This window comes from Paenibacillus sp. fava2 (genome assembly GCF_058313675.1).
On the sequence record NZ_CM177755.1, the window covers coordinates 1896969 to 1921061 of the forward strand.

Here is a 24093-nt window from a genome sequence, read left to right on the forward strand (position 1 = left end):
CGCATCCATACCCCTGCAGCAATCCTTCCAATGACCCAAGAAATAAATCGTATATTGTAGTCCTAAATGCACTTCCGGGGGCCCGAGTGTTCAACAGCTCATACTTAGGATTCATTTTCCGGAAACAACCCTAATTAATGCTTTGAACCTGCCCGAACAGGGCTTAGAATACTATCTATCAGATGGATGATCATCGTGATCCGGCGCGTCTGTGCAATTAAGGGAAGGAAGGCGGGGCGAGTCCATAAATGTCGCTTGAGGCATATGATATTTTTATCGGAAAAAAGCTGGGCAGCAATATCTACAGCACGGACGGAATCCTGTTAATTTCGAAGGATACCGTTCTGCATCAGAATCACATCGACAAGCTGGCGAATTTCAAAATCAAGCTCAGGATTGTGGAGGAGGCTGTCGAAGAGAACGGGGAGGGGCAGCAGGAGCATCCTGAAGCAGAAGCCAGGCTTCGCCCTTCAAGCATTGAATCACGCAGACTGGCCAAGCGCACGGAAAAGCATCTGCAGGAAATAGACCGGCTCGTACGGGCCAACGGAATCGTTCCGATTGACGATGTAGAGGAGAAGATTCTTCCTTTCATTAAAGATACTGCGAAGCGGTTCAATCTGTTCCAGGTGTTCTCGGAGCTTAAGGAGCAGGAGGATTACCGCTACAAGCAGAGCATAGGGGTTGCGGTTATCGCTACATCCCTTGGCCGGCGGCTTGGACTGGACGACGAAGAAATGGAGCTGCTGGCAACCGCCGCCTGTGTCTATGATATCGGTTTGGTCCGACTGCCGTCCACGCTGATCGCCAAACCTGGCAGGCTGGACAAGCATGAATACGAGATCATGAAGCAGCATACGGTTCTCGGGTATGAGCTGCTGTCCAATTCGGGGGTTGATCCCCGTATTGCCCTGGTCGCCCTGCAGCATCATGAGAGAGAAGACGGCAGCGGCTACCCCCACGGGATCAAAGGGGACCAGATCGACCGGCTGAGCAAAATCGTTACCCTGGCAGACATCTACATGGCCATGATTTCCGACCGGCCGCACAGGCCTGCAGTTTCATTTTTTGAAGTCATCAACAATATTCACGAAGGTATCATACATAACCGCTTTGACTCTTATATAGGCATGACGTTTCTCGATTCGCTGCTGGCCAGCCAGGTTGGCTGCGAGGTCCATTTATCGGATGGTCGGACGGGCACTATTGTGCTGACTAATTCGAACTATCCGACCCGCCCGCTCATTGCCCTGGCGCAAAATGAGTTCATAGATTTGAGTAAAACGAGTCTCGTGCATATCAGGGATGTTATCGGCTAACGTGGGGAGTTACAACTTAATAGGGTAAAAGAGAGCAGCTTTTCTAAGGAGAAGCTGCTCTTTTTGCGTTCGTACTCCCGCGGCGTCAGGAGCTGTGCAGCTTCCGGTAGTCACGCGGCGGGACCCCGGATATGCTCTTGAACACCTTGCCGAAATGGGTAAGGCTGTCGAATCCGCAGTGCTCCGCAATCAGGGTGACACTCCAGACGGTCTCCCGCAGCAGCCGCTCGGCTTCCCGGACCCGGATCAGATTGACGTATTCTGTGTATCCGAAGCCGGTGACTTTTTTGAAGCTGCGGCTCAGGTGGCTTTTGCTGATGTAAAAGGCTTCCGCCATATCGTCCAGCTGCAGGGCTTCCCCGTAATGCTGGTTGATATGCCGGACGATCTCGGTCACCTTGCGCTGGGAGGGGGAGGCCGGATCATCCGGCTGGATGCCGCGCTTCTGGACAGTACGGGCAATGTAGATCAGGAGCTCGGCTGTCACACTCTGCAGCTGGAGCGCATGGCCTGGAGCCTGCTCCTTCATTTCATCCAGCATGGCATACAGCAGCTGCTCTACCTGCATCTGCTCCTGCAGATTCAGCCGGATTACCGGAGTGTTCCGGGTAAACGGGGCAAGCAGCAGCTCCTGCTCGTCCGGCCGCAGCGTATCGAAAAAGCCGGGTGAATAATAGACGACAATCCGTTCATGGTTCGGCCTGCCTGACTCGGATGTTTTGTGCAGGGCGTTGGAATCGACCATTACAAGGTCGCCGGGCCGGATATGGTAGGCGGTGTCTTTGACGAAATAATTCCGTTCACCCTGGAACAGATAGAAGACCTCATATTGAAAGTGGTAGTGATTGTTATTCATTGAATACGGGCCGGTGCGCCGGTCGAATTCCAGTTTAAAGAGGTCGTAGTCAGTACCGAAACGCATGATATCGGGATAGATCGGGGCAGACATGCGGAACTCCTTTCCTCAGGCAACATGATTCTTTTATTATAGCAAAATAAATGGAATAACGAAGTTTTATGCGCTTAAATGCGGAGTAATCCCATTTTTATTGTGTTAGTCTGATTACGATTCTTAAGCATTCCATGCGGGAGGACGATATGGGGACTGATGTGATTATGCAAAGGGATAAGCTAATGCAGGGTCTGGATAAGCTCTGGAACAAGCTGCACGGCCGGGAGGAACATGACAATCTGGATGTGTGGGAATGGGTGCAGGGGGTAGCGCTGTACGGGGTCATCAAGGCTTATGAGGAGACCGGGCAGGAGCGGTATTTCAGCTTTTTGCAAAAGTGGTGTGAGGACAACTGCGATAAGCTGCGGCACGGCTCAGTGAACTGGGTTGCGCCTGCGAGTGCGCTGCTTAGTGTATACAGGGAGACGGGGAATGCGCGTTATCTGGAAAGCTGCCGGGAGGTAGCGGACTGGTGTGTAAACGGGGCGCTGCGGACATCGAACGGCGGCTTCGCGCATGTATGGGGCCCGGGAGCCGGCGGACTTGAGGATTACAATAACCAGCTGTGGATTGACACGCTGTTTATGGCGGGTCTGTTTATGCTGCGGTTCGGCACCGCTAAAGACAATGAGGCTTGTATTACGGAGGCGCTGCGCCAGTTCGATATTCATACCGGCTGCCAGTTTGACCCGGAAAGCGGCCTGTATGCCCACGGCTACCACTGCCTGCAGGAAATCAGGCTTGGCGAGCATTGGGGGCGCGGCAACGGCTGGGCAGCTGTAAGTGTGGTGGAACTGCTGGATCTGCTGCAGGGACAGCCGTATGATACTGCACGGTTCGGGGAACTGTTCAAGCGGCATATGGAAAAAGCGTATGAACTGCGCATGGAAGACGGCATGCTGCGGACGCTGCTGGATGTGGAGGAAGCCTATATGGAGACAAGCGCCTCCGCATTGTTCGCCTATGCCGCACTCAAAGGCTTCCGGCTCGGCCTGCTGGATGGGCGCTTCAGAGACTGGGGCAAGCAGGTTACGGGGAATATACTGGCTGAGCATCTGGCGGAGGACGGAACGGTGCTGCATGCTTCCGGCGGCACAGACTGTCAGGACAAGGCGGGCTATCTGCAGGTGCCTTACGCTCCCAGACCGTACAATACCGGAATTGCGCTGATGCTCTTCAGTGAAGCGCTGGTTCATCACTGTTAATGGAACAACATGATCTGGAGGTGCAAAAAAGCATGTCTATACTGCGTTTAAACTGGCTGACAGCACAACGGGCCGGGCGTACCCCGGTAAGCTTCGGTACGCCGTGGAGCCAGGGGGCACTGCAGCCCGGGGAACCCGTGTCGCTGCAGGACGAGGCCGGAAATGGCGTCCCCGTTCAGACGAAGATTAACGCTTACTGGCCGGACGGCTCAGTGAAGTGGCTGCTGCACAGCGGGGTGCTGGATACCAAGGCAGCTTATGTTATGCAGAAAGGGGAAGGCGCTGCTCCGGGAGCCCGCATTACCGCAGCCCGGGCGGCAGACGGCTCTGTCCAGATCGAAAGCGGGCTGCTCTCCTGCACAATCCGCCCGGGCGGCCAGCTAATTTCATCTCTACTCCGCAGACAGAGCGGGCAGCAGCCCGTATCTGCACAATTAACTGCGCTGATTGAGAACCGCCAGGAGCAGGAAGGTCTTGAGACCGTTTCCATCCATAAGCTGATCGGATATACAAACGCTATAACACTGGAGGAAGCGGGGCCACTGCGGGCAGTCGTCAAGCTTGAAGGCAGCCACCGCTATATGAACAGCAGTGAGCGGCGTTTTCCGTTCGTCATCCGGCTCTACTTCTTTGCGGAAAGCGGCGAAGTCCGGATTGTGCACAGCTTTGTGTTCGATGCGGATGAGAACCGTGATTATCTGAAGGGGCTGGCCGTACATTTTCAGATGCAGGCTGCGGGGGAGCTGTGGAACCGCCATGCTGGCTTCACCGGGGATACGGGCATGTTCTATGAAGCCGTACAGCCGCTGTATACCTATAACAGCAGCATTCATCCGCTCTACGAGCGGCAGCAGACGGACGGCCAATTCGTCCACATCGACCCGGATGCCGAACCGGCGCTGCTGGATAATGTGCGCGACAATGCGGCCTGGAGCAACTTCCGGCTGCAGCAGGACTCCTGCGACCACTACAGCATTGTCAAAAGCACCGCCCGCCGCTGCGCCTATATTCCGGCGGCGCAGGGCAACCGTTCCAGCGGAGCCGTCTTTTTCGGCAGCGAGAGCGGAATCATGGCGGCAGCGGTCAAGGATTTCTGGCAGAAAAGCCCGATGGCGCTGGAGATTACCGGCGCCAGGGAAGACAACCCCTGCCTGAGCGTCTGGCTCTGGAGCCGGTACGCTGAAGCCTATGATTTCCGGGCGTATGACACGGAATCCCATGCCTTCTCCTACGGGGATATGAATAACCATCCGCAGGGAATTGCCAACACCAACGAGCTTACGATCAAGCTGTTTGACCATATGCCGGGCAAGCAGGCTGTGCTGGATTTTGCCGCAGATGTGCAGGGTGATGCGCTGCTGGTTGCCGCCCCGGAAGTATACGCGGACACCAGGGTGTTCGGCACCTACTGGCATCCGCCGGGGCAGGAGCAGCACCAGTCAGCTGCGCATGAACGGGCGCTGCTCGGCTTTATGGATTTTTACATCAAAGAGGTAGAGCAGCGGAGATGGTACGGCTTCTGGGACTACGGGGATGTGATGCACACCTATGACCCTGTGCGCCACAACTGGCGTTATGATGTCGGCGGCTTTGCCTGGCAGAATACGGAGCTGTGCAATACTTACGTGAACTGGCTGCTGTTCCTGCGCACCGGAGATTATGATATCTTCCGGTTCGCCCGGGCGATGACGCGGCATACGAGCGAGGTGGACATGTATCATCTCGGTGAATATGCGATGCTGGGCAGCCGCCACAATGTGCGCCACTGGGGCTGCAAATGGAAGGAGCCGCGGATTTCCATGGCCGGGCATCACCGGTTCTTCTATTATTTGACGGGGGATGAGCGGATCGGCGATATTATGGATTTTGTAAAGGATGCCGACTATGCCCCGCGGATTGATCAGAGCGCAGACGCAGACGGCTGCTATCAGGTGCGGACCGGTCCGGACTGGTCCTCGTATGTCTCCAACTGGATGACCCGGTGGGAGAGATTCCAGGATACAAAGTACCGGGACAAAATCCTGACCGGCCTTGATTCAATCAAACAGGCACCGAACCGGCTGGCCTCCGGTTCCCATTTCCGGTATAACCCGGATACCGGAGAAATGGGATATTTAAGCGAGGGCAATTACCAGTATCATATGGTCATCTGCTTCGGCGGGCCGGAAATCTGGTTTGAGCTGGCGGAGCTGACCGGTGATGAAGAGCTGAGGGATATGCTGGCCCAGTTCGGAGACTATTTCGCCATGACACCGGAAGAGCGGAAGATATCGTCCGGCGGCTTGTTTAATGAGAGTAACGACAATGCCTGGGATGGGCTGCGGTTCGGTATCCGCATGCCGGCTTATACGGGTTACCGCTTAGGGAAGCCTGAACGGATGCAGCAGGCGCTGGATATGCTGAATGCCGGTGCGGATCACAGCTCGAACACCCCCGGCCAGATAGATCCGGACGGCAATCCGGTGTATGTAAATGTGGCGGAAGCGGAATATATCCGTCCGGTCCGGGAGGTTCCGTATGCCAACACCAACGGGATTTCGCAGTGGAGCCTCAATTATATGGAGACGGCCAGACTGCTGGAATTAATGAAGGAAAACGGAGGGGATGGCAATGCAAACAACGGACACTAACCTGTTAACACCGCTTAATCTTGTATCTCCGCCGGCCGCCCGGACGTCCGGAAGCATTGCGGTGGTCTGGGATAAACCGGAGGCAGCCGGAGATGTCGCCTGTTACCGGGTATATGTGAATGATGCCGTTCACGGCATATGCACGACAGCGGACTATACAGTAACTGGGCTTGCGCCTGCACAGGAATATAAAGTGTATGTGTGTGCGGTAACTGCAGCCGGAGAAGTGTCTCCGCCAAGTAATCTGATTATGGTGTCTACAAAGCCGGAAGGGGAGTTGTTCGATATTACCGGGTTCGGTGCGGTAGAGGGCGGGGAGGTGCTTAACACAGCCGCCATCCAGGCGGCCATTGATGCCTGTACACCCGGCGGCACGGTATACGTGCCTGCAGGCACATTTTTAAGCGGGGCCATCTTCCTGAAAAGCAGCATGACCCTGTTCATTGAGCAGGGCGGGGTACTGCTGGGCAGCGCGGAGCCGGCGGATTATCCGCTGATGACCTACCGCTGGGAAGGGCGGGAGCAGCTCTGCTATGCGAGCCTGGTGAATACGCAGGAGTGCAGCGGCGGCGGGCGGCTTAAGGATATTACGATTGCCGGGAGGGGTAAGATTGACGCGAACGGTGCAGCCTTATTCAAAGCCGAAATGGCTGAGAAAAAAGGCTTCCGGGGCCGGGCGGTCTGCCTGCGGAGCACGGATGATGTGTACCTGAAGGACATTACCGTCCGCCAGTCACCTGCCTGGTGCGTGCATCTGATCTACTGCAATCAGGTGACTGCAAACAACGTCAGCATTTACACCAAGAATGATGAGTATGGACGCAGATATACAGATGTTTTTAACGGCGACGGGCTGAATCCCGACTCCTCCAGCAACATCCATATCTTCAATTCACTGATCGCCAGCCAGGATGACTGCATAGCCATCAAATCCGGCCGGGATGAGGAGGGCAGGCGCGTCGGCATTCCATCGGAGAATATCCGGATTACGAACTGCCGGTTCAAAAGCGGGTTCGGCGTAGCCGTCGGCAGCGAGATGTCCGGCGGCGTCCGAAATGTCACGGTCAGAGACTGTACCTTTGAAGATGTGTACAGCATCGGAACGGTGAAGGCACCCAGAGGCCGGGGAGCGGTGATCGAGAACATCGTGTATGAGGACTGCACACTTCGCAATTATAGTCTGGAGCATGAGGATTGCCAGTGGTTCAGAGGCGCTATCAATATTGACCAGTTCTACGGACATAAGCAGTATGAGCCGGACCGTGCTGAAGAAGTGACTGAGGGTACCGGAATCATCCGTAACATAACCTTCCGCAACATCGTGCTCGACACGCAGGCCGGCAACGCTGTATTCATGGCCGGGCTCCCGGAGCAGCCGCTGCAGAATATCGTACTGGAGAATGTGTCGGCTATCGGTAAATACGGACTGAAAGCCTACAATATTGAAGGTTTGACCATGAATAATGTATCCGTGCTGTCGAGGCTGGATGAGCCTTATTATTTTTTTAACGCCAAGTGAGGTATGCGGGTTTCCGGGGGACTAACTAAATTCCGCTGATGAACCATATACTGTACTTTATGCTTACAGGGGAGCGCTGTCCGGTTACGGGCAGCGCTCTTTTTCTGTGGCCGAAAACAGCAGGAAAAGCCCGCCGCATAAGGGATCGGAATGAGGATAATGCCGCAGAAATGAGTCTATTGTGCCCTTAATCGGCAGCCGGGTATAGTGTGGGTATTCAACCCGGGGCCGGCAGCGGCTTACGGGAAGAGCGCAGACAGATCTGTCAAGCCTATACGTAAGGGAAGGGATGTACACATGGACCGGAGTTTTGCAGAGCGCAGAACACAGGCAATATCGCGGCCCGTTAAGCAGAAGCGGATGGCCAGGGGCTTTTGGAAGGATTATCAGTTATACCTGCTGCTGTTTCTTCCGATTGCCTATTTCATTATTTTCAAGTACGTGCCGATGTACGGCGCAGCAATTGCGTTTCAGGACTACAGCATTTTTAAAGGAGTAGGCGGCAGCGAATGGATCGGATTCGATAACTTCAAAGAGCTGTTCGCCATGAGCCAGTTTTATACGGTTGTGCGCAACACGCTGCTGCTGAACCTGCTGGATCTGATCGTGTCGTTTCCGGCGCCGATTATTCTGGCCCTGCTGCTGCATGAGCTCAGTACGGTCTGGTTCAAGAAGCTGTCGCAGACGATCCTTTACCTGCCGCATTTTATCTCCTGGATTATTATCGGAGGGCTGGTTTATCAGATTTTCTCGAACAACGGCGGTCTGGTGAATAACCTGATTACCTCGCTGGGGTTCGAATCCGTGCCTTTTCTGACGGAGAAAAATCACTGGCTGCTCGTCTACCTGGGAACCGGGGTGTGGCAGAGTGCCGGCTGGGGGACCATTATCTATCTGGCGGCGCTGACAGGCATTAATAAAGAGCTGTACGAAGCGGCGGAAGTGGACGGAGCCGGAAGATGGCGGAAAATGTGGAATATCACGCTGCCGGGTATCCGCCCGACGATTGTGGTCATGCTGATCATGGCGCTCGGCAAAATTATGACGATCGGATTTGAGCGGCCGTTTGTGATGGGCAATGCGCTCGTCATGGATTATGCGGAGGTTATCAGTACCTTTGTCTACAAGGTGGGTCTGCAGTCGGCACAGTTCTCGCTGGCAACCGCGATGGGACTGTTCCAGGCACTGGTCGGGCTGGTCTTTGTCGTCGGGTCCAATGCGATCGCGAAGAGGATGGGGGAACAGGGACTATGGTAAGAAGCCTGGCAGTAAACAACAAAATTCAGCGGACGACCCGGGTGTCAGACGTACTCATCATGATTTTCATCGGACTGACCGTTCTGCTCAGCATCCTGCCGTTTCTGAATATCATTGCGGTATCCTTTAGCTCGAAGGAAGCGATCATTTCCGATAAAGTGACGATTTTTCCGGTCGGCTTCAATCTGGAATCCTACAAGCTGGTGTTTGAGGATGTGCGGATGCTGAAGTCGATGGGCATTACCATCTTTCTGACGCTGGTCTATACCCTGCTCAGTATGGTGATGAGTATCTGTGCGGCTTATCCGCTGACCAAGGAGCATCTGAAAGGCAGATCCTTTTTCTCGATGCTGATTATCTTCACCATGTTCTTCAGCGGCGGGATGATTCCCGAGTATCTGCTGGTGAAGCAGCTCGGCATGCTGGACAGTCTGACCTCGCTCATTGTTCCGGGCATGATCAGCGCCTTCAATCTGATTATTCTGCGTACGTTCTTTACCTCTATACCGAAAAGCCTGGAGGAGTCCGCCTATCTGGACGGCAGCTCCCATATCGGCACCCTGCTGCGGATTGTGCTGCCGCTGTCACTGCCGGTCCTGGCGACGCTTAGCCTGTTCTATGCGGTATCGAGATGGAACACGTATATGGACGCGCTTTTCTACATTACCAATTCGGAGCTGTATCCGATTCAGCTGAAGCTCTATCAGGTGGTTATGAACAGTATGGTTACGGACCTGACGGCGCAGGAAGGTGCTATTCAGACCGAAGTCGTAGCTGAAGGAATCAAGGCGGCCAGCATTATGTTCGCGACCGTGCCGATTCTGATCGTGTATCCGTGGCTGCAGCGGTACTTCGTATCCGGGACGATGATCGGGGCGGTCAAAGAGTAGGTTGATCATTCCGCGCTTGCGGAATTGAAAGACATATTGCACAATATCAAGACAAAGGGGAGTATATACGTGAAAACAAAGCAAAAGAAATGGTTCACGGCATCAGCGGCGGCTCTGGTTCTGGCGGGTGTCCTGTCAGGCTGCTCCGGTAATGCGAATTCGAATGAGGGCGCTTCCTCCGCCGCTTCTTCACCGGCTTCAGGGGGAGAAGCCGGCAGCACCAAGTCCAAAGATCCCGTTACGCTGAGAGTCGAAGTATTTGACCGCGGCAATGCACCAGCAGGTGCAGGTCCGGTTACCGACAACTACTGGACTCAGTGGATTCAGAAGAATTTCGGCGATCCGAACAACATCAAGATGGAGTTCGTGCCGGTTCCGCGCAATCAGGAGGTCGATAAGCTGAATGTACTGATGGCGACCGGTGACGCCCCGGATCTGGTCTTTACCTATGACATGAATACGATCTACAACTATGTCAAAGACGGCGGCTTAACAGAGGTCGGTGCCCTGATCGACGAATACGGCCCGAATCTTAAAACCTTCCTCGGTGACGATGTGCTGGCTTACGGGGTATTCGACGGCAAGCAGTATACGATTCCGGCCAAGCGGCCGCTGCAGTATACCCAGTCCTCCTACATCCGCAAGGATTGGCTGGATAAGCTGGGCTTGCCGGTTCCAACAACCACAGAACAATTCTACGAAACTATGAAAGCGTTTAAAGAGCAGGATCCCGGACAGGCGGGCAATAAGCTGATCGCCTACGATTTCAGTGCCATCGACGGGACTACCTATACAAGCCCGATGGTACTGGTCAACTCTTTTGTCAAAAAGCTGTCTGAAGAAGAAGAATACATGTACACCTCGACCAGCTATATCCCGGAAATTTCCAAGCCCGGATATAAGGATGGCGTCCAGTTCCTGAACAAGATGAATGCGGAAGGCCTGATCAACCCGGACTTTGCGCTGGATAAGGACGGCAAGCAGTTCGAAAGCGATGTCGCCAACGGTTATGTCGGCGCCTTCACCGCACTGGCTGCGCATGCCAGCCTGATGGGGCCGGGCAAGGTGTTTGATACCCTGAAGCAGAATGTTCCCGGTGCGGAATATGTGGCTATGGACCCGTTCACGGACGAGGAAGGAAAAACGCCAAAATCGCTGTATGATCCGGTAGGCATGCATATTCTGATTCCGAAGACAAGCAAGCACGCGGCTGAAGCCGTGAAATATCTGGACTGGATGTCCCAGGCAGATGTGCTCTTTACGCTCCAGAACGGCAACGAAGGTGAGCATTATAATCTTGAGAACGGCTTCCCGGTAGCCATCACAACGGATGAAGCGAAAAAGACCTTCTATAATAACAGCGATATCGCCATTATCTCCAACGGTAAGGATTTCGGCTCCGAGGAAAAAAATATCGAAGCAGCCGCGCTCCAGACGCCGGACTATAAAGAGCTCTCCAAGCAGACGATTCTGAATGCGCTGAAGGACGGCTACACGCTGGTCCGGTTTGAACGGCCGATTGAATCGGAGATCAAGTATGGCGATACCATCAAGGCTAAGGCTACAGAGGCGATTGTAAAATCAATCGTAGCCAAGCCGGAGAAGTTCAGTGAAACCTATGACGCGTATGTGAAGGAATTCCTCAAAATCGGCGGACAGCAGGTGCATGATGAACGCAAGGCGGCTTATGCCGAAATGAAAAAATAATACCGGTTTCCGGCAGCAGCAGGCCCCATATTAATCTAAGGGGTCTGCCAGCCGGTATTTTCACGTATAAAGGATGGGGAAGAAAGTGAAGGTAAGCAACAATTACATTATGAGAATGCTATTAACCTACCTGCCTATTCTGTTTATCACCGTCAGCATTCTGACTTTCATTTTCTTCTCGATCATGAATCAGTTCAATGTGAACAATGCGCTTCAGGCCAACCGGCTGACGGCTAAATATGTGGTTAATATGACCGATACGACGCTCAAGGGCATTTCGTTCGAGGCACAGCAGGCTATCGATACAGGCGGTACGCTGCAGCAGTTTCTGGATGCCCCGTCCGACGGGGCGCTGGATTTCGATGCCTCGAACATTCTGAGCAGCATGATGGTCCGCTACGGACTGATTGATTCGGTCTATCTGTACCGGGCGAGGGACGGGGCTGTGCTTGATCAAAGCACGATCCGCCCCTTGGAGCAGTTTCCTGACCAGGCGTATGTCCGCACCGCGCTGGAGCAGGCCTATACCGGAGTCTGGTCCTCGCCGCGCCTGAAGGAGAGTGCGGGTATCCGGGGAGCAGTGCAGGATAAGGTAACCTCTCTGGGCTTCAAAATTCCCCGCAATTCCGGCAGCCTCGGCTATCTGGTCATCAACGTCAAAACCTCATCGCTCCGCTCGTATATCGGCCAGGCGGTTGACTATTCCATTACAGAAGCTGAGCTGTATGATGCGGCCAGGCGGGCTTTTTTCGGGGAGGATGAGACGCTTCCCGGGAAGAACAGGCTGAGTGTGGATATTGAATCCGATTATACAGGCTGGACCTACCGGGTCGGCATCCGCGGCGGCCAGCTGCTGGATGTGCTGTTTCACGGGAGTACGGTTTGGGTGCTGCTTGGCTTGGGGGCAATCGCTTTTGCCATCGGCACGACCTTCTATGTGACCCGAAGGAATTACAGGCCGATTGAAATGATTCTGCACCGGATCGAGCGGTTTTCACAGGCAGTTAAAACATCTGATTCCAAGGGTGGCGCGAACGAGTTCGCCTTCATTGACCAGGCGATTGAACGGCTGATTACGAACAATATGGCTTTTCAGGAGCAGCAGCAGGAGCATCTGGTGATCCGCAGGCAGCAGTTCCTGCAGACGCTGTTAAAAGGGGAGTACGAGGACGACCGGGAAGCCTGGGAGCAGGAGCGGCAGCATTTCGGCCTGACCGGAGGCCATTATATCGTCGGGCTGCTGGAGCTGGACCATTATGTGGACTTCTGTCTGAAATACAGCCAGAATGACCAGTCCCTGTTCAAATTTATTACGAGCAGTGTCGCTAGTGAGGTGTCAGGACAGAGCGGCAGGCGGATTGTTGTCGAATGGATTACAAAGAACCAGCTGGTTCTGCTGCTGGCGGATGAGACAGGCGGTATGCTGGAGCAGGCGATGCTGCAGATAGCGGAGCAGATCCGGGCCTGGGTGGAGAACCATCTGGATTTTACCGTTACGATCGGAATCGGGACAGCGGTGGACAATGAGCCGGAAATAGCCGTGTCGTTCGAGGAGGCCTCCGCCGCCGTCAGCCGCAAAGTGTCGCTTGGCCTCAACCGGGTCATCGACTCCGTTGAGGTTAAAGAGAACAAGGACGGCGAATGGTTTGTGTACCTGGAAATGATCCGCTCGGTGGTCCGCCAGCTGCGGATGGCCGAATCCGGCTGGTTAAACGAGCTGAACCGGCTGTTTGGCGAAATGGGCGTCAACCGTCTGCGCAAGGAGGATGTCGAGCGGCTGCTGCATTACTTCATTTTCCATCTGGAATATGAGCTGGAACGCACGCTGCCGGAAATCAGCGGAAGCTGGCAGGAGGAGGCCAAGCCGGGGCTGCTGGCTTCAGTGGAGCAGTCAGATACGCTGGCCCAGCTGGAGCGGGATTTCACAGATGTCATCACCCGGTTATCAGGCGTGATGGGGGAGCTGTCCCAGAGCCGGCGGTATAACACGCAGATGAAGGAGATCCGCGATTATGTTGCTGCGCATTTTCTGGACCCCGATCTGTCGCTTACGCTGCTTAGCGACAAGTTTCAGATCAGCCCCAAATATTTGAGTCAGCTGTTCAAAGAGAGCATCGGCCAGAACTTCAGCGACTTCCTGATCGGGCTGCGGATTGAACATGCCAAGCAGCTGCTGCGCGATACGGAAGCCACGGTTCAGGACATTTCACATCTGCTTGGCTATGCGGGCGCGACCTCCTTCATCCGCGTGTTCAAAAAAATCACCGGCATCTCGCCGGGCCAGTACCGGGAGCTTCAGGCAGGCACGGCAGCTTACGGGAAAGACGGGGAGGAGTAGCGGAGGCTGCGGGAGCGGGTAGGGCAATGCGCTGTCCGGCAGAATGTGCCGAATGAAGGGCAAAAGCGAATGAAGGGCAAAAGTGCCTTTGAATATGCCCTATTTCGCTAAATGAGCCGAATGAAGGGCAAAAGTGCCTTTGAATATGCCGTCTTCGGCTAAATCGGCCGAATGAAGGGCAAAAATGCCTTTGAATATGCCGTCTTCGGCTAAATCGGCCGAATGAAGGGCAAAAATGCCTTTGAATATGCCGTCTTCGGCTAAATCGGCCGAATGAAGGGCAAAAATGCCTTTGAATTTGCCCTATTTCGCTAAATGAGGCGAATGAAGGGCAAAAATGCCTTTGAATTTGCCCTGTAAGGCTAAAGCGGGCGAATGAAGAGCAAAAGTGCCTTTGGTTCAATTCGCTAAATCGGCCGAATGAAGGGCAAAAGTGCCTTTGAATATGCCGTCTTCGGCTAAATCGGCCGAATGAAGGGCAAAAATGCCTTTGAATATGCCGTCTTCGGCTAAATCGGCCGAATGAAGGGCAAAAATGCCTTTGAATATGCCCTGTAAGGCTAAATTGGCGAATGAAGAGCAAAAGTGCCTTTGAATATGCCGTCTTCGGCTAAATCGGCCGAATGAAGGGCAAAAATGCCTTTGAATATGCCGTATTTCGCTAAATGAGGCAAATGAAGGGCGAAAATGCCTTTGAATATGCCGTCTTCGGCTAAATCGGCGAATGAAGAGCAAAAGTGCCCTTGGTTCAATTCGCTTAATTGTTACCCGAGGGGGGGCGATTGTTAATTGCTGAGCCAATGTGCGAAATAAGAGAAGCGAAACTATTAAATGATGTAAGTTGGATTAGAAGTTGAGTAGCGGTGGATAAGCATTAGAGTAACAGTGAATTAGCAGTAGAGTAGCAGTGAATTAGCCGTTGAGTAGCAGTTGAGTAGCAGTAGCAGTGGAGTAGCATTAGATTAGCAGTTAATCAGCAGTTGGATTAGATTAAACTACTTTCTATTATAAGAAGCCCCGCCATTCAGCATGATGCTCAAGGCGGGGCTTCTCTAAAAAGGCTAAGAAAGTATATGTTTTTGCTCCCCTGTAAAGGACTTCAGTCAGCTTTAATGCTAAGGCGCCACTTTGGCGAGGGGATTTTATGCCATACATTGCATTATTCTACTTGTACTCGCACACGAATTCTGTGAATTCAGCGGATGAGCCCCCGCCGCAGGCATACAGTCCGATCAGCACGCCGGTAAAGCCGCCGGCCACCTCGGAGGAGAGGTATTTGGTATGCGCTGTGCCGAGCGGCAGCTCTGTACCGTCCGCCTGTTGAAGGAAGAAGCTGTAGCGTTCAGATGCAGATTTGATAATCAGCGTTGCTTCCTGCTGATCATTCAGCTTAGCGGTATGCTCAACCGATTTGACATCCCCGATATTCAGCCGCTCAATCACCCGGTAGCCTTCCTCATCCTGGACTATTGCCAGATCATAGTGATGCAGCTCATCCATGTAAAGTGTGAGGCCTGCCTCACCGTTGCCGGTGAGCTTCACTTTGCAGGAAATGACCCCATCGAAGTCTCTCTGCCGGATGCCGATAAAGCTCGGGGAAGCAGGAATATCCAATGTAACCCCGGTTCCTATCAAAACTGCCTTTTCAGGCTCCAGCACATAATTTTCCGCTGCCGGATGACGCATATAACACCAGTCGAGGTTCCAGTCCGTGTTGCCGAAGGTATAGCGCTTCTTGTCCTCCTGGACTGTATTTTCCGGAAAACGGTCTGTCTCGAAGCTGCTCAGTGTAGTGCCGTTATGTCCTGCGGTGAACCAGCCGTCCTCATCAAATGTTACAGGGGTGAGGAACACCTCGCGCCCCAGGTGATGGAAGGTCAGCCAGCGGCCGGTCTGGCGGAAGCCCAGGTGCAGCATCCACCAGTTACCCTCAGGGTCCTGGATAAGATCACCGTGTCCGACGCCCTGCAGCTCATAGCCGCCCAGATTGCGGTTGGTCAGCACCGGATTGTGCGGATAGGACTCAAACGGGCCGGACAGCTGCTCACCGCGCGCATAAACAACCATGTGGCCATACTCGGTGCCGCCTTCAGCCGCCATCAGATAATAACGACCGTTGATAAGGTACATATGCGGACTTTCCAGATACCGTCCGCCGGTACCCTGCCAGATCGTCCGGCTTGGGGACAGCTTGCGGCCGGTAGCGATGTCGATCTCACATTGGACAACTCCGCCAACACCGTTGTCGTCCTGGCCGTTGCTCATAAAGTAAGCCCGGCCTTCTTCAAAATACAGATCCGGATCGATCCCGCCCTGATCCACAAAGATCGGCTCCGACCATTCCCCGTAAATATCGTCAGTCCATACATAGAAGTTCTGGCGCAGCGAATCATTGGTTGTTGTCATATAGAAGCGTCCCTCGTTGTAGCGGATTGTAGGGGCAAATACCCCGCCGGAGCTGCCTACTTCACTAAGCTGAACCTGGCTGTTCCGGGTCAGGCAGTGGCCGATTTGCGTCCAGTTGATCAGATCCTTGCTCTCAAACAGCGGAACACCGGGAAAAAATTGAAAGGAGCTGCAGACCAGATAATACGTATCTCCTGCCCGGCAGACACTGGGATCTGGATAAAAGCCTTTGATGACCGGATTGTTGTATATCATAATATCCACCTCGTTTATGAATTCTTATTTATATGAATCAAGGGTGAGCGCTAACTAATGAAATTAAACAATATCGCCAGTAATCTTGCAATGGATTAGGGTTGTTCGGAAATATTAAATCAATTAAATTAATATATATATGAATTCATTTGCAGAGGATGGATGACACCAATGATCAGGGCAAACGGGGAACCGAAATATCTGCCGCTGTATGAAGCGCTGGCAAGCGAGGTGAGATGGCGGATTATGAGCCTGCTAGCCGGGCAGGAGATGAACATGAAGGAGATTGCCTCCAGGCTGGAGCTCAGCCCATCGATAGTTACAATGCATATCCGCAAGCTGGAGCAGGCCGGGCTGCTGGGGAGCCGCAGAGTACGGCTGAACGGTGGGACACACAAGATGTGTTTTCTCAAGGAAAAGCACATCGAGGTCGAACTGCCGTCGGCATACCGCAATGCGAGAATCAGGGAGCAGAGCATTTCCGTCGGCCACTATACCTCCTTTGAGGTGCATCCGACCTGCGGGCTGGGCACACGTGAGATGGAGATCGGTGTGTGGGATGATCCGCGTTACTTCTATGATCCCGAGCGGGTGAATGCGACCATTCTGTGGTTCGGCAAAGGGTATGTGGAGTATAAAACCCCAAATTATCTGCTCCCCGGCCAGAAGGTCGAAGCGCTTGAAATTTCGGTGGAGCTGGCCTCGGAGGCGCCGGGCCTGAAGGATGACTGGCCGTCAGATATCACCTTTACCTTCAACGGCATCCCGCTCGGCACCTGGACCAGTCCGGCAGACTTCGGCCGGGCCGCTCGCGGCAAATACACGCCGTCCTGGTGGCACCGCAATGTGAACCAGTACGGGCTGCTCAAGACGATCCGCATCGATGCTTCAGGCACCTGGATCGACGGGGAGTGGATGTCGGAGGTGACCGTCCGGGACGTCCGGCTGGAGGAGCCGTTCTGGACACTGCGTTTTGCGGTCGACGAGCAGGCTGCCCATGTCGGCGGGCTGACACTGTACGGCGCCGGGTTCGGCAATCACGACCAGGATATTGTAATCCGTGTGCAGCTGGAGGGCTGAAAGTGCTGAGAGTGCTGGATGTGTCTTGTGGAACTAAGCGAAATCTAAACTAAGTGGAAAATCGCCATCTATTTTCGGAGAATCTACCGGGAAAAGATAATTAGGTGGAAAAAGGCAGCTTAATAATGCTCTTTTTGCTCCGAATGAGCTTATGAGGCAAAACTAAGTGGCGATTTTCCAACCAGACATCCAAAATCCTGATAAATAGTGAAGTTAGGTGGCGAAAATCCAACTAATCGTGGTGACCAGCCCTGCAGATTTACCGCCGGTAACCAACAGACAAAAGCCTGCTCCACTAACGGCCACGCTCACTTGCGGCAAGGGCAGCTGTGAAGTACACTTTCAGTATCTTGAGCTAAGGACGTGTTATGGATGAATGCAGAAACGGTAATGCAGGAGCTCGAAGCCCTCGGCAAGGAGCGCACGAAGAAAATGTACTGCTCAAACGGTGCACAGGAGCCGCTGTTCGGCGTGGCGACCGGGGCGATGAAGCCGATTTTCAAGCAGACCGGGATTAATCAGGAGCTGGCCGGGCAGCTGTATGCAACAGGCAACTATGACGCGATGTATTTTGCCGGGATTATTGCCGATCCGAATGGCATGTCCGAAGCTGATTATGACCGGTGGATGGATGGCGCCTACTTCTATATGCTGTCCGATTTTGTAGTGGCGGTGACCCTGGCGGAGGCGGATATTGCCCAGCAGGTGGCTGATAAGTGGATTGCCAGCGGTGAGGACCTGCGGAGGTCGGCAGGCTGGAGCTGTTACTGCTGGCTGCTCGGCAGCCGGAAGGATTCGGAATTTGATGCAGACAAGCTGGCCGGTATGCTGGAGCTGGTGAAGAATACGATTCACGATGCGCCTGAACGGACCAAATATTCCATGAATAACTTCCTCTACACAGTGAGCATATCCTATGTACCGCTTCATGAGCAGGCTGCCGCAACGGCCAAGGAGGTAGGGCCGGTAGAAGTCGCGGACGGCAAGGGGAAAAGCAAGTACATTCATGCCTATGCGAATATTGAGAAGGCGCTGGATAAAGGGCAGAAGATCGGGTTTAAGCGCAGGCATGTGAGATGCTAAAGCAAATGTACCTGAAGAATGACCGACTGCCAGCCTGCCAGTTCAGCAAGTCCAGGCAAGTGGAGCAATCAGCACAGCGATGCCGAGCTGTTGTATCTGTTAGAGGGTTCATTGTCAGTGATAATCGATGATGAGGAATTTCTGGTACAGGAGAATGGATTTAAAGAAATGCTGCTCACTACATCCCGGTCCCATTCTCCGGAACACAGACGAAGACATTGACGGTGCAATAACACAGGGTTGTAGCCGAAAATGAAGGACTGCAGCGATGTTATGGAGCTGGTGACCGGATCTTAACAGATGATGTAATAAAATAACAAAAAACTCCCCGGTCCGGGGAGTTTTTTGTTGCAATGAATGAAGCTGTACACTTATAGCTTAATCTGTTTACAGATGATTTAGATCAGACCGGATTTTTCGAGGAAGCGGTGGATCAATGCGGCTACCTCAGCACGGGTGACGTTGGCTTTTGGAGCCAGCGTGCTCTCATTGCGGCCGGAAACAATACCGGATTTCAGTGCTTCGCTGACACCTGCAGCTGCCCAGGCGGATACCTGTCCGGCATCTTTAAAGGAGCTGAGTGCGGCGGACTGGCTTCCGTCAGCCTGTACAGCAGGGCTGTAGGCAAGAGCCTTGGCAAGGATGGTCATTGCCTGTTCTCGGGTGATCTGCTCCAGCGGACGGAAGGTCTGATCTTCAAAGCCCTGAATCAGATTATGGCTTACTGCTGTCTGGACAGCCTGGCTGTACCATGCGGAAGACTGGACATCCGTGAAGGAGGAGGTGCCGCTTTCCAGTCTAAGTCCCAGCGCTCTTACGAGCGTTGCAGCGAATTCGGCGCGGGTCATATCCTGGCCGGGATGGAATGCACCGTCCTCGGTTCCGTTTAGGACCATACGCGATGCGAGGTCATTAACTACAGACTGTGACCAGTGACCCGCCACATCTGCAAAGGCAACCGGGTTGTACACTACAGCATAGGTGCTGTTGGTCAAGCTGTTGATCCGGGCGACCTGTCCGCCGTCCTCAGTAATTACCTTGGTCGGGACATGACGGACGGAACCGTCAGGTTCAATAACAATCGCGGTTGTGATTCTGCTTGCATCTGTGCCGCTTGGCAGCTTGATGCTTCTTTCAACGTAGCTGTTGAACGTATTTACATCGATTGTTTTACCGCCGCTTGTTGCTGTAATCGTGAATTCCAGCGGTGCGGCTGCCAGGGTGAAGTTGCTTGAAGTCGCAACACTATTAATGATTTGCAGCTGGGTTGCGGCCGGTGCTGCGATCCGGATTTGCAGTGCGATTTGCTGCAGTGCCGAAGCCTGCTCCAGCTGCTGCGAGAGACTGCTTATCCGCAGAAGCTCGGCAGGCAGTGTGTAGCTGGCCTGCGGGGTCTGGATTTTGATCACACCCTGCTTCTGTTCCAGGCTGCCCACCATCTGCCCGTTCAGCTCACCTACGAATACATCGGAAGCTTCTGTGAAAGGCAGTGTAATGACGGCACCGTTGCCTACGGCATTCAGCTGTTCCTGAAGCTTGGTTTCATCAAGGGTCAGAGTGGTAACCTTCTGGCCGCCGGATTGTGTAACAGTGGACTGTCCGATTGTCTGCAGCTGTCCGTTGACAAGCACTGCTGTTTCTTTAACAGCTGGCACCGGGGCTACTGTCGGAGCCGGAGCTGTAATCACAGCAGGGGCAGGAGTTACAGCATTTGTGGCAGCTGCAGTACCTGTACCTGCAGCATTAATCGCTTTTACAGTGAACGTATAGGTGGTTCCATTCTGAAGTCCTGTGATAATTACCGGGCTTGAAGCGGCGCTTACCTTGATGCCGCCCTCAGCCGAGCTGATCTCATAGCCTGTTACCGCACTGCCTCCGTTGTCTGTCGGCGTGGTGAACTGAATGACAGCTAATTTGTCACCTGCTGCTGCACTGACTGACAGCGGTGCGCCCGGAACTGTAATTGGCGTTGCGCTTGCCTGGTTGGATACCGGACTGTCTCCGGCTGAGTTGACGGCCTGGACTGCATAATAATAAGCTGTGCCGTTAGTCAAACCGGAAGCAGTGTAGGTGTATACGGATGAAGAGACCGTAGCCAGTTCCTCGCCGTAGGTTGCCGAGCTTACACTCTGATAGATCTTGTAGGCGGCAGACCCCTCAACAGGAGCCCAGGTCAATTGGACCTGTCCATTGCCGGGAACAGCCGATTGCAGAACCGGAGCGCCCGGAATTTGCGTCGTATCGGACACTGCTATTGTCAGAGCCTGCGGTGCTCCGGCACTGAAAATAAAGGTGAGCTGCAGTGTTCCGACCGGCTGCTTCGCCAGATAAGCAGCAGAGAGGGTAACGGTAGTACCGGAAACGGTGTAGTCTGTTCCCTCCGTCAGCGGTGTACCTGCATATTCAATGCTGGTCAGGGTGTTGCCCTTCAGAGTCATGCTTACAGCTATATCAGCCTGTGCACCGGTGCGTTTGTCAAAGACAGCTGTGTCCGGCTCGATAATGCTGTTCTCCGGAGCAGTCAGTGTGTAGTCCTGACTCATAATTTCACTGTCCTTCATGTCTGCCTTAACGGCAATTGCCTTCAGCGTCAACGCCTGCGTTATGGCGACCGGTCCGGTATAGAGCTGGCTGCCGGAAGCAGGATCGCTGCCATCCGTTGTATAGTAGATCAATGCATCTTCCGTTGCTGTTGTTAAAGTTACTTCTGTACCGGAAGGAACAGCGCCTGCTGCAGGGCTGGCTGCAGGGGCAGCTACCTGCGGTACGGCCGGATTCGCGGCGGCGGCAGTGGAAACCATAAACGTACCGACCATAAACGGCCCGTTGCTAAGCGGAATCGTAGCCGTTACAGTCAGAGTGTCCGTATCAATGACAGACATGCTGCTGCCAGTGTAGTTAATGGTATAAGCATGTTTTCCATCTGCAGAGGCGCCGACAACATAAGGGCTGCCGCCGACAGATACGGTCTTGATTACAGTGTTCGTTGCAGTATCAATAACGGACACATTGTTGGACGAGGCATTTGCCACATAGACGCGGCTGCCGTCGGGAGAAGATTCTGTAGCATGAGGAGCACTGCCGACTGTAATCGTTGCCTCAACTGTGTTGTCAGCAACATTGATGACTGTCACTGAGCCGCCATTCTGGTTTGCCGTGTACAGCTTGGTGCCGGCCGGGTTGACGGACAGTCCGTATGGACCGTTAGGAACAGCGATACTGGATACCATCTTTTCCTGGGCCAGATCTACAACCGTAACCGAGTTAGCAGTTTGGGTGGTAACGAACAGCTTGCCTCCTACAACGACAATAACAGTCGGTGTGGTAGCTACATTAATTGTATTCGTTACTTCGAGCGTTGCGGTATCAATAACACTGATTGTTCCGCTGCTGCGGTTAGCGACATACGCCTTACTGCCGCTGGCATTAAAAGCAACGCCGTGCGGGTCTACTCCCACTGTGATTGTTTTGATTACAGCATCGGTTACCGGATCAATAACGGATACACTGGAGCTGCTGCGGTTTGTAACATAAACCTGTTTGCCGTTGGGGTTGAAGCCTGCGCTGTTAGGCGAGCTCCCGACCTTGATTTTTCCTTTTTCAACGGTATTATTTTCAAGATTAACAACATCCACTACGCCTGTGTTAAAGCTGGTAATATAAGCCTTATGGAGCAGATCGGGCGCTTCGGCTGCCGAAGTGTAGGCCGTAAGTCCGCTAAGATTGACAAGCATTGCTGCTGCCAGAAACAATACAGAAAGCTTGGACGATAATGATTTGGTCTTCAGTGTGTTCATCTCCCTTGATGTTGGTTTTTTGAATGTTTGGAAGCGCTTTTCCAGTCAGCTAAACTCGCCTGCCTCCTTTAGCGATGGTATGTATTAAAGATATAAAGCATTTATCGGCCTTTGTACCTAAAAATGTTATAAAGAAGATTTAAAATATTCATTTCATTAATTTACCCTGCCATATTTTAGCGCGGCAATGAATTAAAAAAATATATGACACGTATGCGTTATATAAGCTATAATGGGGCATAAAAAACAAAAAAATGGGGTCAGTACATGAATCAACAAAAAGGTCAACAAAGCCTGCTGACGGAGAAAAAAGAACGTTTCTCGAACAGCGGCTTTATTTTTGCAGCCATCGGCAGCTCGGTGGGTCTGGGGAATATGTGGAAATTTCCTTATATAACAGGGGAAAACGGGGGAGCGGCCTTCTTCCTGCTCTTTATTGTCTGCCTCGTGCTGATCGGCTTGCCGGTTCTGCTGGCTGAGCTGGCGATCGGGCGGAGCGGACGCGGAAGCGCCGCAACCTCGTTCATCCGTGCAGGCGGCGGCAAAGGCTGGAAGGCTGCCGGTATTTTGCAGGTCATTGCACCCTTTCTGATTCTCTCGTTCTACGTCATCGTTGCCGGCTGGACATTGCAATACGCGGTGGTTTCTTTTAACGGACAGCTGTTCAACAATACCGATTATGCCGGCGAGTTCGGTTCGTTTATTTCCGGTTATATGCCGATTGTCTGGCAGGGCGCAGCCATGCTGATCACGGCTGCTGTCGTTATTCTTGGCGTATCCGGCGGGATCGAGAAATTCAACAAGGTCCTGATTCCCGGTCTGGTTGTGCTGCTGATCGTACTGATGATCCGTGCCGTTACACTGCCTGGTTCTTCTGCCGGCGTATCCTTCTTCCTTAAACCGGACTTCTCGGTGCTGACAGCGGAATCCGCACTGGTCGCTCTGGGACATGCCTTCTTCTCCCTGTCACTCGGGATGGGGATCTTGCTGACTTACGGATCGTATGTGGACAAAAACCAGTCACTCGGCACTGCCACACTGGCTATCGGTGCAGGCGATCTGCTATATGCGTTCATTGCCGGCCTGATTATTTTCCCGACCACGTTCTCGTTCGGGATTGCTCCTGACCAGGGACCTTCTCTTATCTTTATCGCGCTGCCTGCGGCATTCTCGGCAATGCCTTTCGGTGCTTTTTTCGGCGGTCTGTTCTTCATCCTGTTGGCAATCGCCGCCCTGACTTCGGCCGTATCGCTGCTTGAGGTTCCCGTATCCTATGCAATGGAACGCTGGAACTGGAGCCGTCCGCGTGCCGTCTGGATTCTGTCGCTGGTCTGCTTCCTGGTCGGTATTCCGTCAGCCATGTCGCTGGGCATGTTCCCTGAGCTTACGTTCGGCGGAAAAGCGCTGTTTGACTGGATGGACTTTATCACCTCGAACATCATGCTGCCGCTCGGCGGCCTGCTGATTACGATCTTTGCCGGGTACTTCTGGAAGAATGCGGCTGAGGCAGCCGGACTGAATGCCCGCTGGTTCCGCATCTGGCTGTTCACCCTGCGTTATGTGGCTCCGGTGCTTGTATTCCTGGTGCTGCTGCACACGTCGGGAATTATCAAATTTTAAGCCGGATTAACACATGTAAGCCCCCGGGACAAGTC

The 24093-nt window shown here is 53.4% G+C and carries 14 protein-coding genes; 11 read left to right on the plus strand and 3 right to left on the minus strand.

What is annotated here, in order from left to right:
- Positions 1-248 precede the first annotated feature (248 nt).
- Entirely contained in the window at positions 249-1319 is a 1071-nt protein-coding gene (locus AC4G46_RS07965) for an HD-GYP domain-containing protein (protein WP_491127455.1), read from the plus strand.
- 85 nt (positions 1320-1404) lie between these two features.
- Here the strand turns inward: AC4G46_RS07965 and AC4G46_RS07970 are convergent, their stop codons facing one another.
- Positions 1405-2268 carry a helix-turn-helix domain-containing protein gene (locus AC4G46_RS07970; protein WP_491127456.1) on the minus strand — a complete coding sequence of 288 codons (864 nt, stop codon included), beginning with the start codon at positions 2266-2268 and terminating at the stop codon, positions 1405-1407.
- Positions 2269-2417: 149 nt separating this feature from the next.
- On the opposite strand from AC4G46_RS07970, the gene AC4G46_RS07975 reads away from it, so the two are divergent.
- From AC4G46_RS07975 to AC4G46_RS08005, 7 genes are all read left to right on the plus strand, one after another.
- On the plus strand, positions 2418-3476 hold the full coding sequence (locus AC4G46_RS07975) for a glycoside hydrolase family 88/105 protein (RefSeq protein WP_491127457.1): 1059 nt from the start codon (positions 2418-2420) through the stop codon (positions 3474-3476).
- On the plus strand, positions 3476-6106 hold the full coding sequence (locus tag AC4G46_RS07980) for an exo-rhamnogalacturonan lyase family protein (RefSeq protein WP_491127458.1): 2631 nt from the start codon (positions 3476-3478) through the stop codon (positions 6104-6106). Before AC4G46_RS07975 ends, AC4G46_RS07980 begins: the two co-directional genes overlap by 1 nt.
- The gene (locus AC4G46_RS07985; protein ID WP_491127459.1) at positions 6087-7625 is read left to right on the plus strand and encodes a glycosyl hydrolase family 28 protein; all 1539 of its coding nucleotides are present in this window, start codon (positions 6087-6089) and stop codon (positions 7623-7625) included. Before AC4G46_RS07980 ends, AC4G46_RS07985 begins: the two co-directional genes overlap by 20 nt.
- A gap of 297 nt (positions 7626-7922) precedes the next feature.
- Entirely contained in the window at positions 7923-8882 is a 960-nt protein-coding gene (locus AC4G46_RS07990; RefSeq protein WP_491127460.1) for an ABC transporter permease, read from the plus strand.
- Complete coding sequence (locus AC4G46_RS07995) at positions 8876-9772, plus strand: carbohydrate ABC transporter permease (protein WP_491127461.1); 897 nt, start codon at positions 8876-8878, stop codon at positions 9770-9772. The genes AC4G46_RS07990 and AC4G46_RS07995 overlap by 7 nt, the downstream gene beginning before the upstream one ends.
- 69 nt (positions 9773-9841) lie before the next feature.
- Positions 9842-11479, plus strand: coding sequence for an extracellular solute-binding protein (locus AC4G46_RS08000; protein WP_491127462.1), 1638 nt, complete (start codon positions 9842-9844; stop codon positions 11477-11479).
- Positions 11480-11552: 73 nt separating this feature from the next.
- Positions 11553-13817, plus strand: coding sequence for a helix-turn-helix domain-containing protein (locus AC4G46_RS08005; protein WP_491127463.1), 2265 nt, complete (start codon positions 11553-11555; stop codon positions 13815-13817).
- Positions 13818-14981: 1164 nt separating this feature from the next.
- Here AC4G46_RS08005 and AC4G46_RS08010 read toward each other — a convergent pair.
- Positions 14982-16478, minus strand: a complete 1497-nt coding sequence (locus AC4G46_RS08010; RefSeq protein ID WP_491127464.1) for a glycoside hydrolase family 43 protein — start codon at positions 16476-16478, stop codon at positions 14982-14984.
- A 171-nt stretch (positions 16479-16649) separates the two neighbouring features.
- Here AC4G46_RS08010 and AC4G46_RS08015 point away from each other — a divergent pair, with 171 nt between their 5' ends.
- Entirely contained in the window at positions 16650-17558 is a 909-nt protein-coding gene (locus tag AC4G46_RS08015; RefSeq protein ID WP_491127465.1) for an ArsR/SmtB family transcription factor, read from the plus strand.
- Between the two features lie 372 nt (positions 17559-17930).
- Positions 17931-18641 (plus strand): DNA alkylation repair protein, encoded by a 711-nt coding sequence (locus AC4G46_RS08020; RefSeq protein WP_491127466.1) that lies wholly within the window; start codon positions 17931-17933, stop codon positions 18639-18641.
- Between the two features lie 398 nt (positions 18642-19039).
- Here the strand turns inward: AC4G46_RS08020 and AC4G46_RS08025 are convergent, their stop codons facing one another.
- Positions 19040-22438 (minus strand): S-layer homology domain-containing protein, encoded by a 3399-nt coding sequence (locus AC4G46_RS08025; protein WP_491127467.1) that lies wholly within the window; start codon positions 22436-22438, stop codon positions 19040-19042.
- Between the two features lie 267 nt (positions 22439-22705).
- On the opposite strand from AC4G46_RS08025, the gene AC4G46_RS08030 reads away from it, so the two are divergent.
- On the plus strand, positions 22706-24058 hold the full coding sequence (locus AC4G46_RS08030; protein WP_491127468.1) for a sodium-dependent transporter: 1353 nt from the start codon (positions 22706-22708) through the stop codon (positions 24056-24058).
- Positions 24059-24093 lie beyond the last annotated feature (35 nt).

Excerpts from the sequence above, each read along its gene's own strand:
- AC4G46_RS07975 (WP_491127457.1), top strand. The coding sequence starts at position 2,418 with ATGGGGACTGATGTGATTATGCAAAGGGATAAGCTAATGCAGGGTCTG.
- AC4G46_RS07965 (WP_491127455.1), top strand. The coding sequence starts at position 249 with ATGTCGCTTGAGGCATATGATATTTTTATCGGAAAAAAGCTGGGCAGC.
- AC4G46_RS08010 (WP_491127464.1), bottom strand. The coding sequence starts at position 16,478 with ATGATATACAACAATCCGGTCATCAAAGGCTTTTATCCAGATCCCAGT.
- AC4G46_RS07970 (WP_491127456.1), bottom strand. The coding sequence starts at position 2,268 with ATGTCTGCCCCGATCTATCCCGATATCATGCGTTTCGGTACTGACTAC.
- AC4G46_RS07985 (WP_491127459.1), top strand. The coding sequence starts at position 6,087 with ATGCAAACAACGGACACTAACCTGTTAACACCGCTTAATCTTGTATCT.
- AC4G46_RS08025 (WP_491127467.1), bottom strand. The coding sequence starts at position 22,438 with ATGAACACACTGAAGACCAAATCATTATCGTCCAAGCTTTCTGTATTG.
- AC4G46_RS08015 (WP_491127465.1), top strand. The coding sequence starts at position 16,650 with ATGATCAGGGCAAACGGGGAACCGAAATATCTGCCGCTGTATGAAGCG.
- AC4G46_RS07990 (WP_491127460.1), top strand. The coding sequence starts at position 7,923 with ATGGACCGGAGTTTTGCAGAGCGCAGAACACAGGCAATATCGCGGCCC.
- AC4G46_RS07995 (WP_491127461.1), top strand. The coding sequence starts at position 8,876 with ATGGTAAGAAGCCTGGCAGTAAACAACAAAATTCAGCGGACGACCCGG.
- AC4G46_RS07980 (WP_491127458.1), top strand. The coding sequence starts at position 3,476 with ATGGAACAACATGATCTGGAGGTGCAAAAAAGCATGTCTATACTGCGT.
- AC4G46_RS08020 (WP_491127466.1), top strand. The coding sequence starts at position 17,931 with ATGAATGCAGAAACGGTAATGCAGGAGCTCGAAGCCCTCGGCAAGGAG.
- AC4G46_RS08030 (WP_491127468.1), top strand. The coding sequence starts at position 22,706 with ATGAATCAACAAAAAGGTCAACAAAGCCTGCTGACGGAGAAAAAAGAA.
- AC4G46_RS08005 (WP_491127463.1), top strand. The coding sequence starts at position 11,553 with ATGGGGAAGAAAGTGAAGGTAAGCAACAATTACATTATGAGAATGCTA.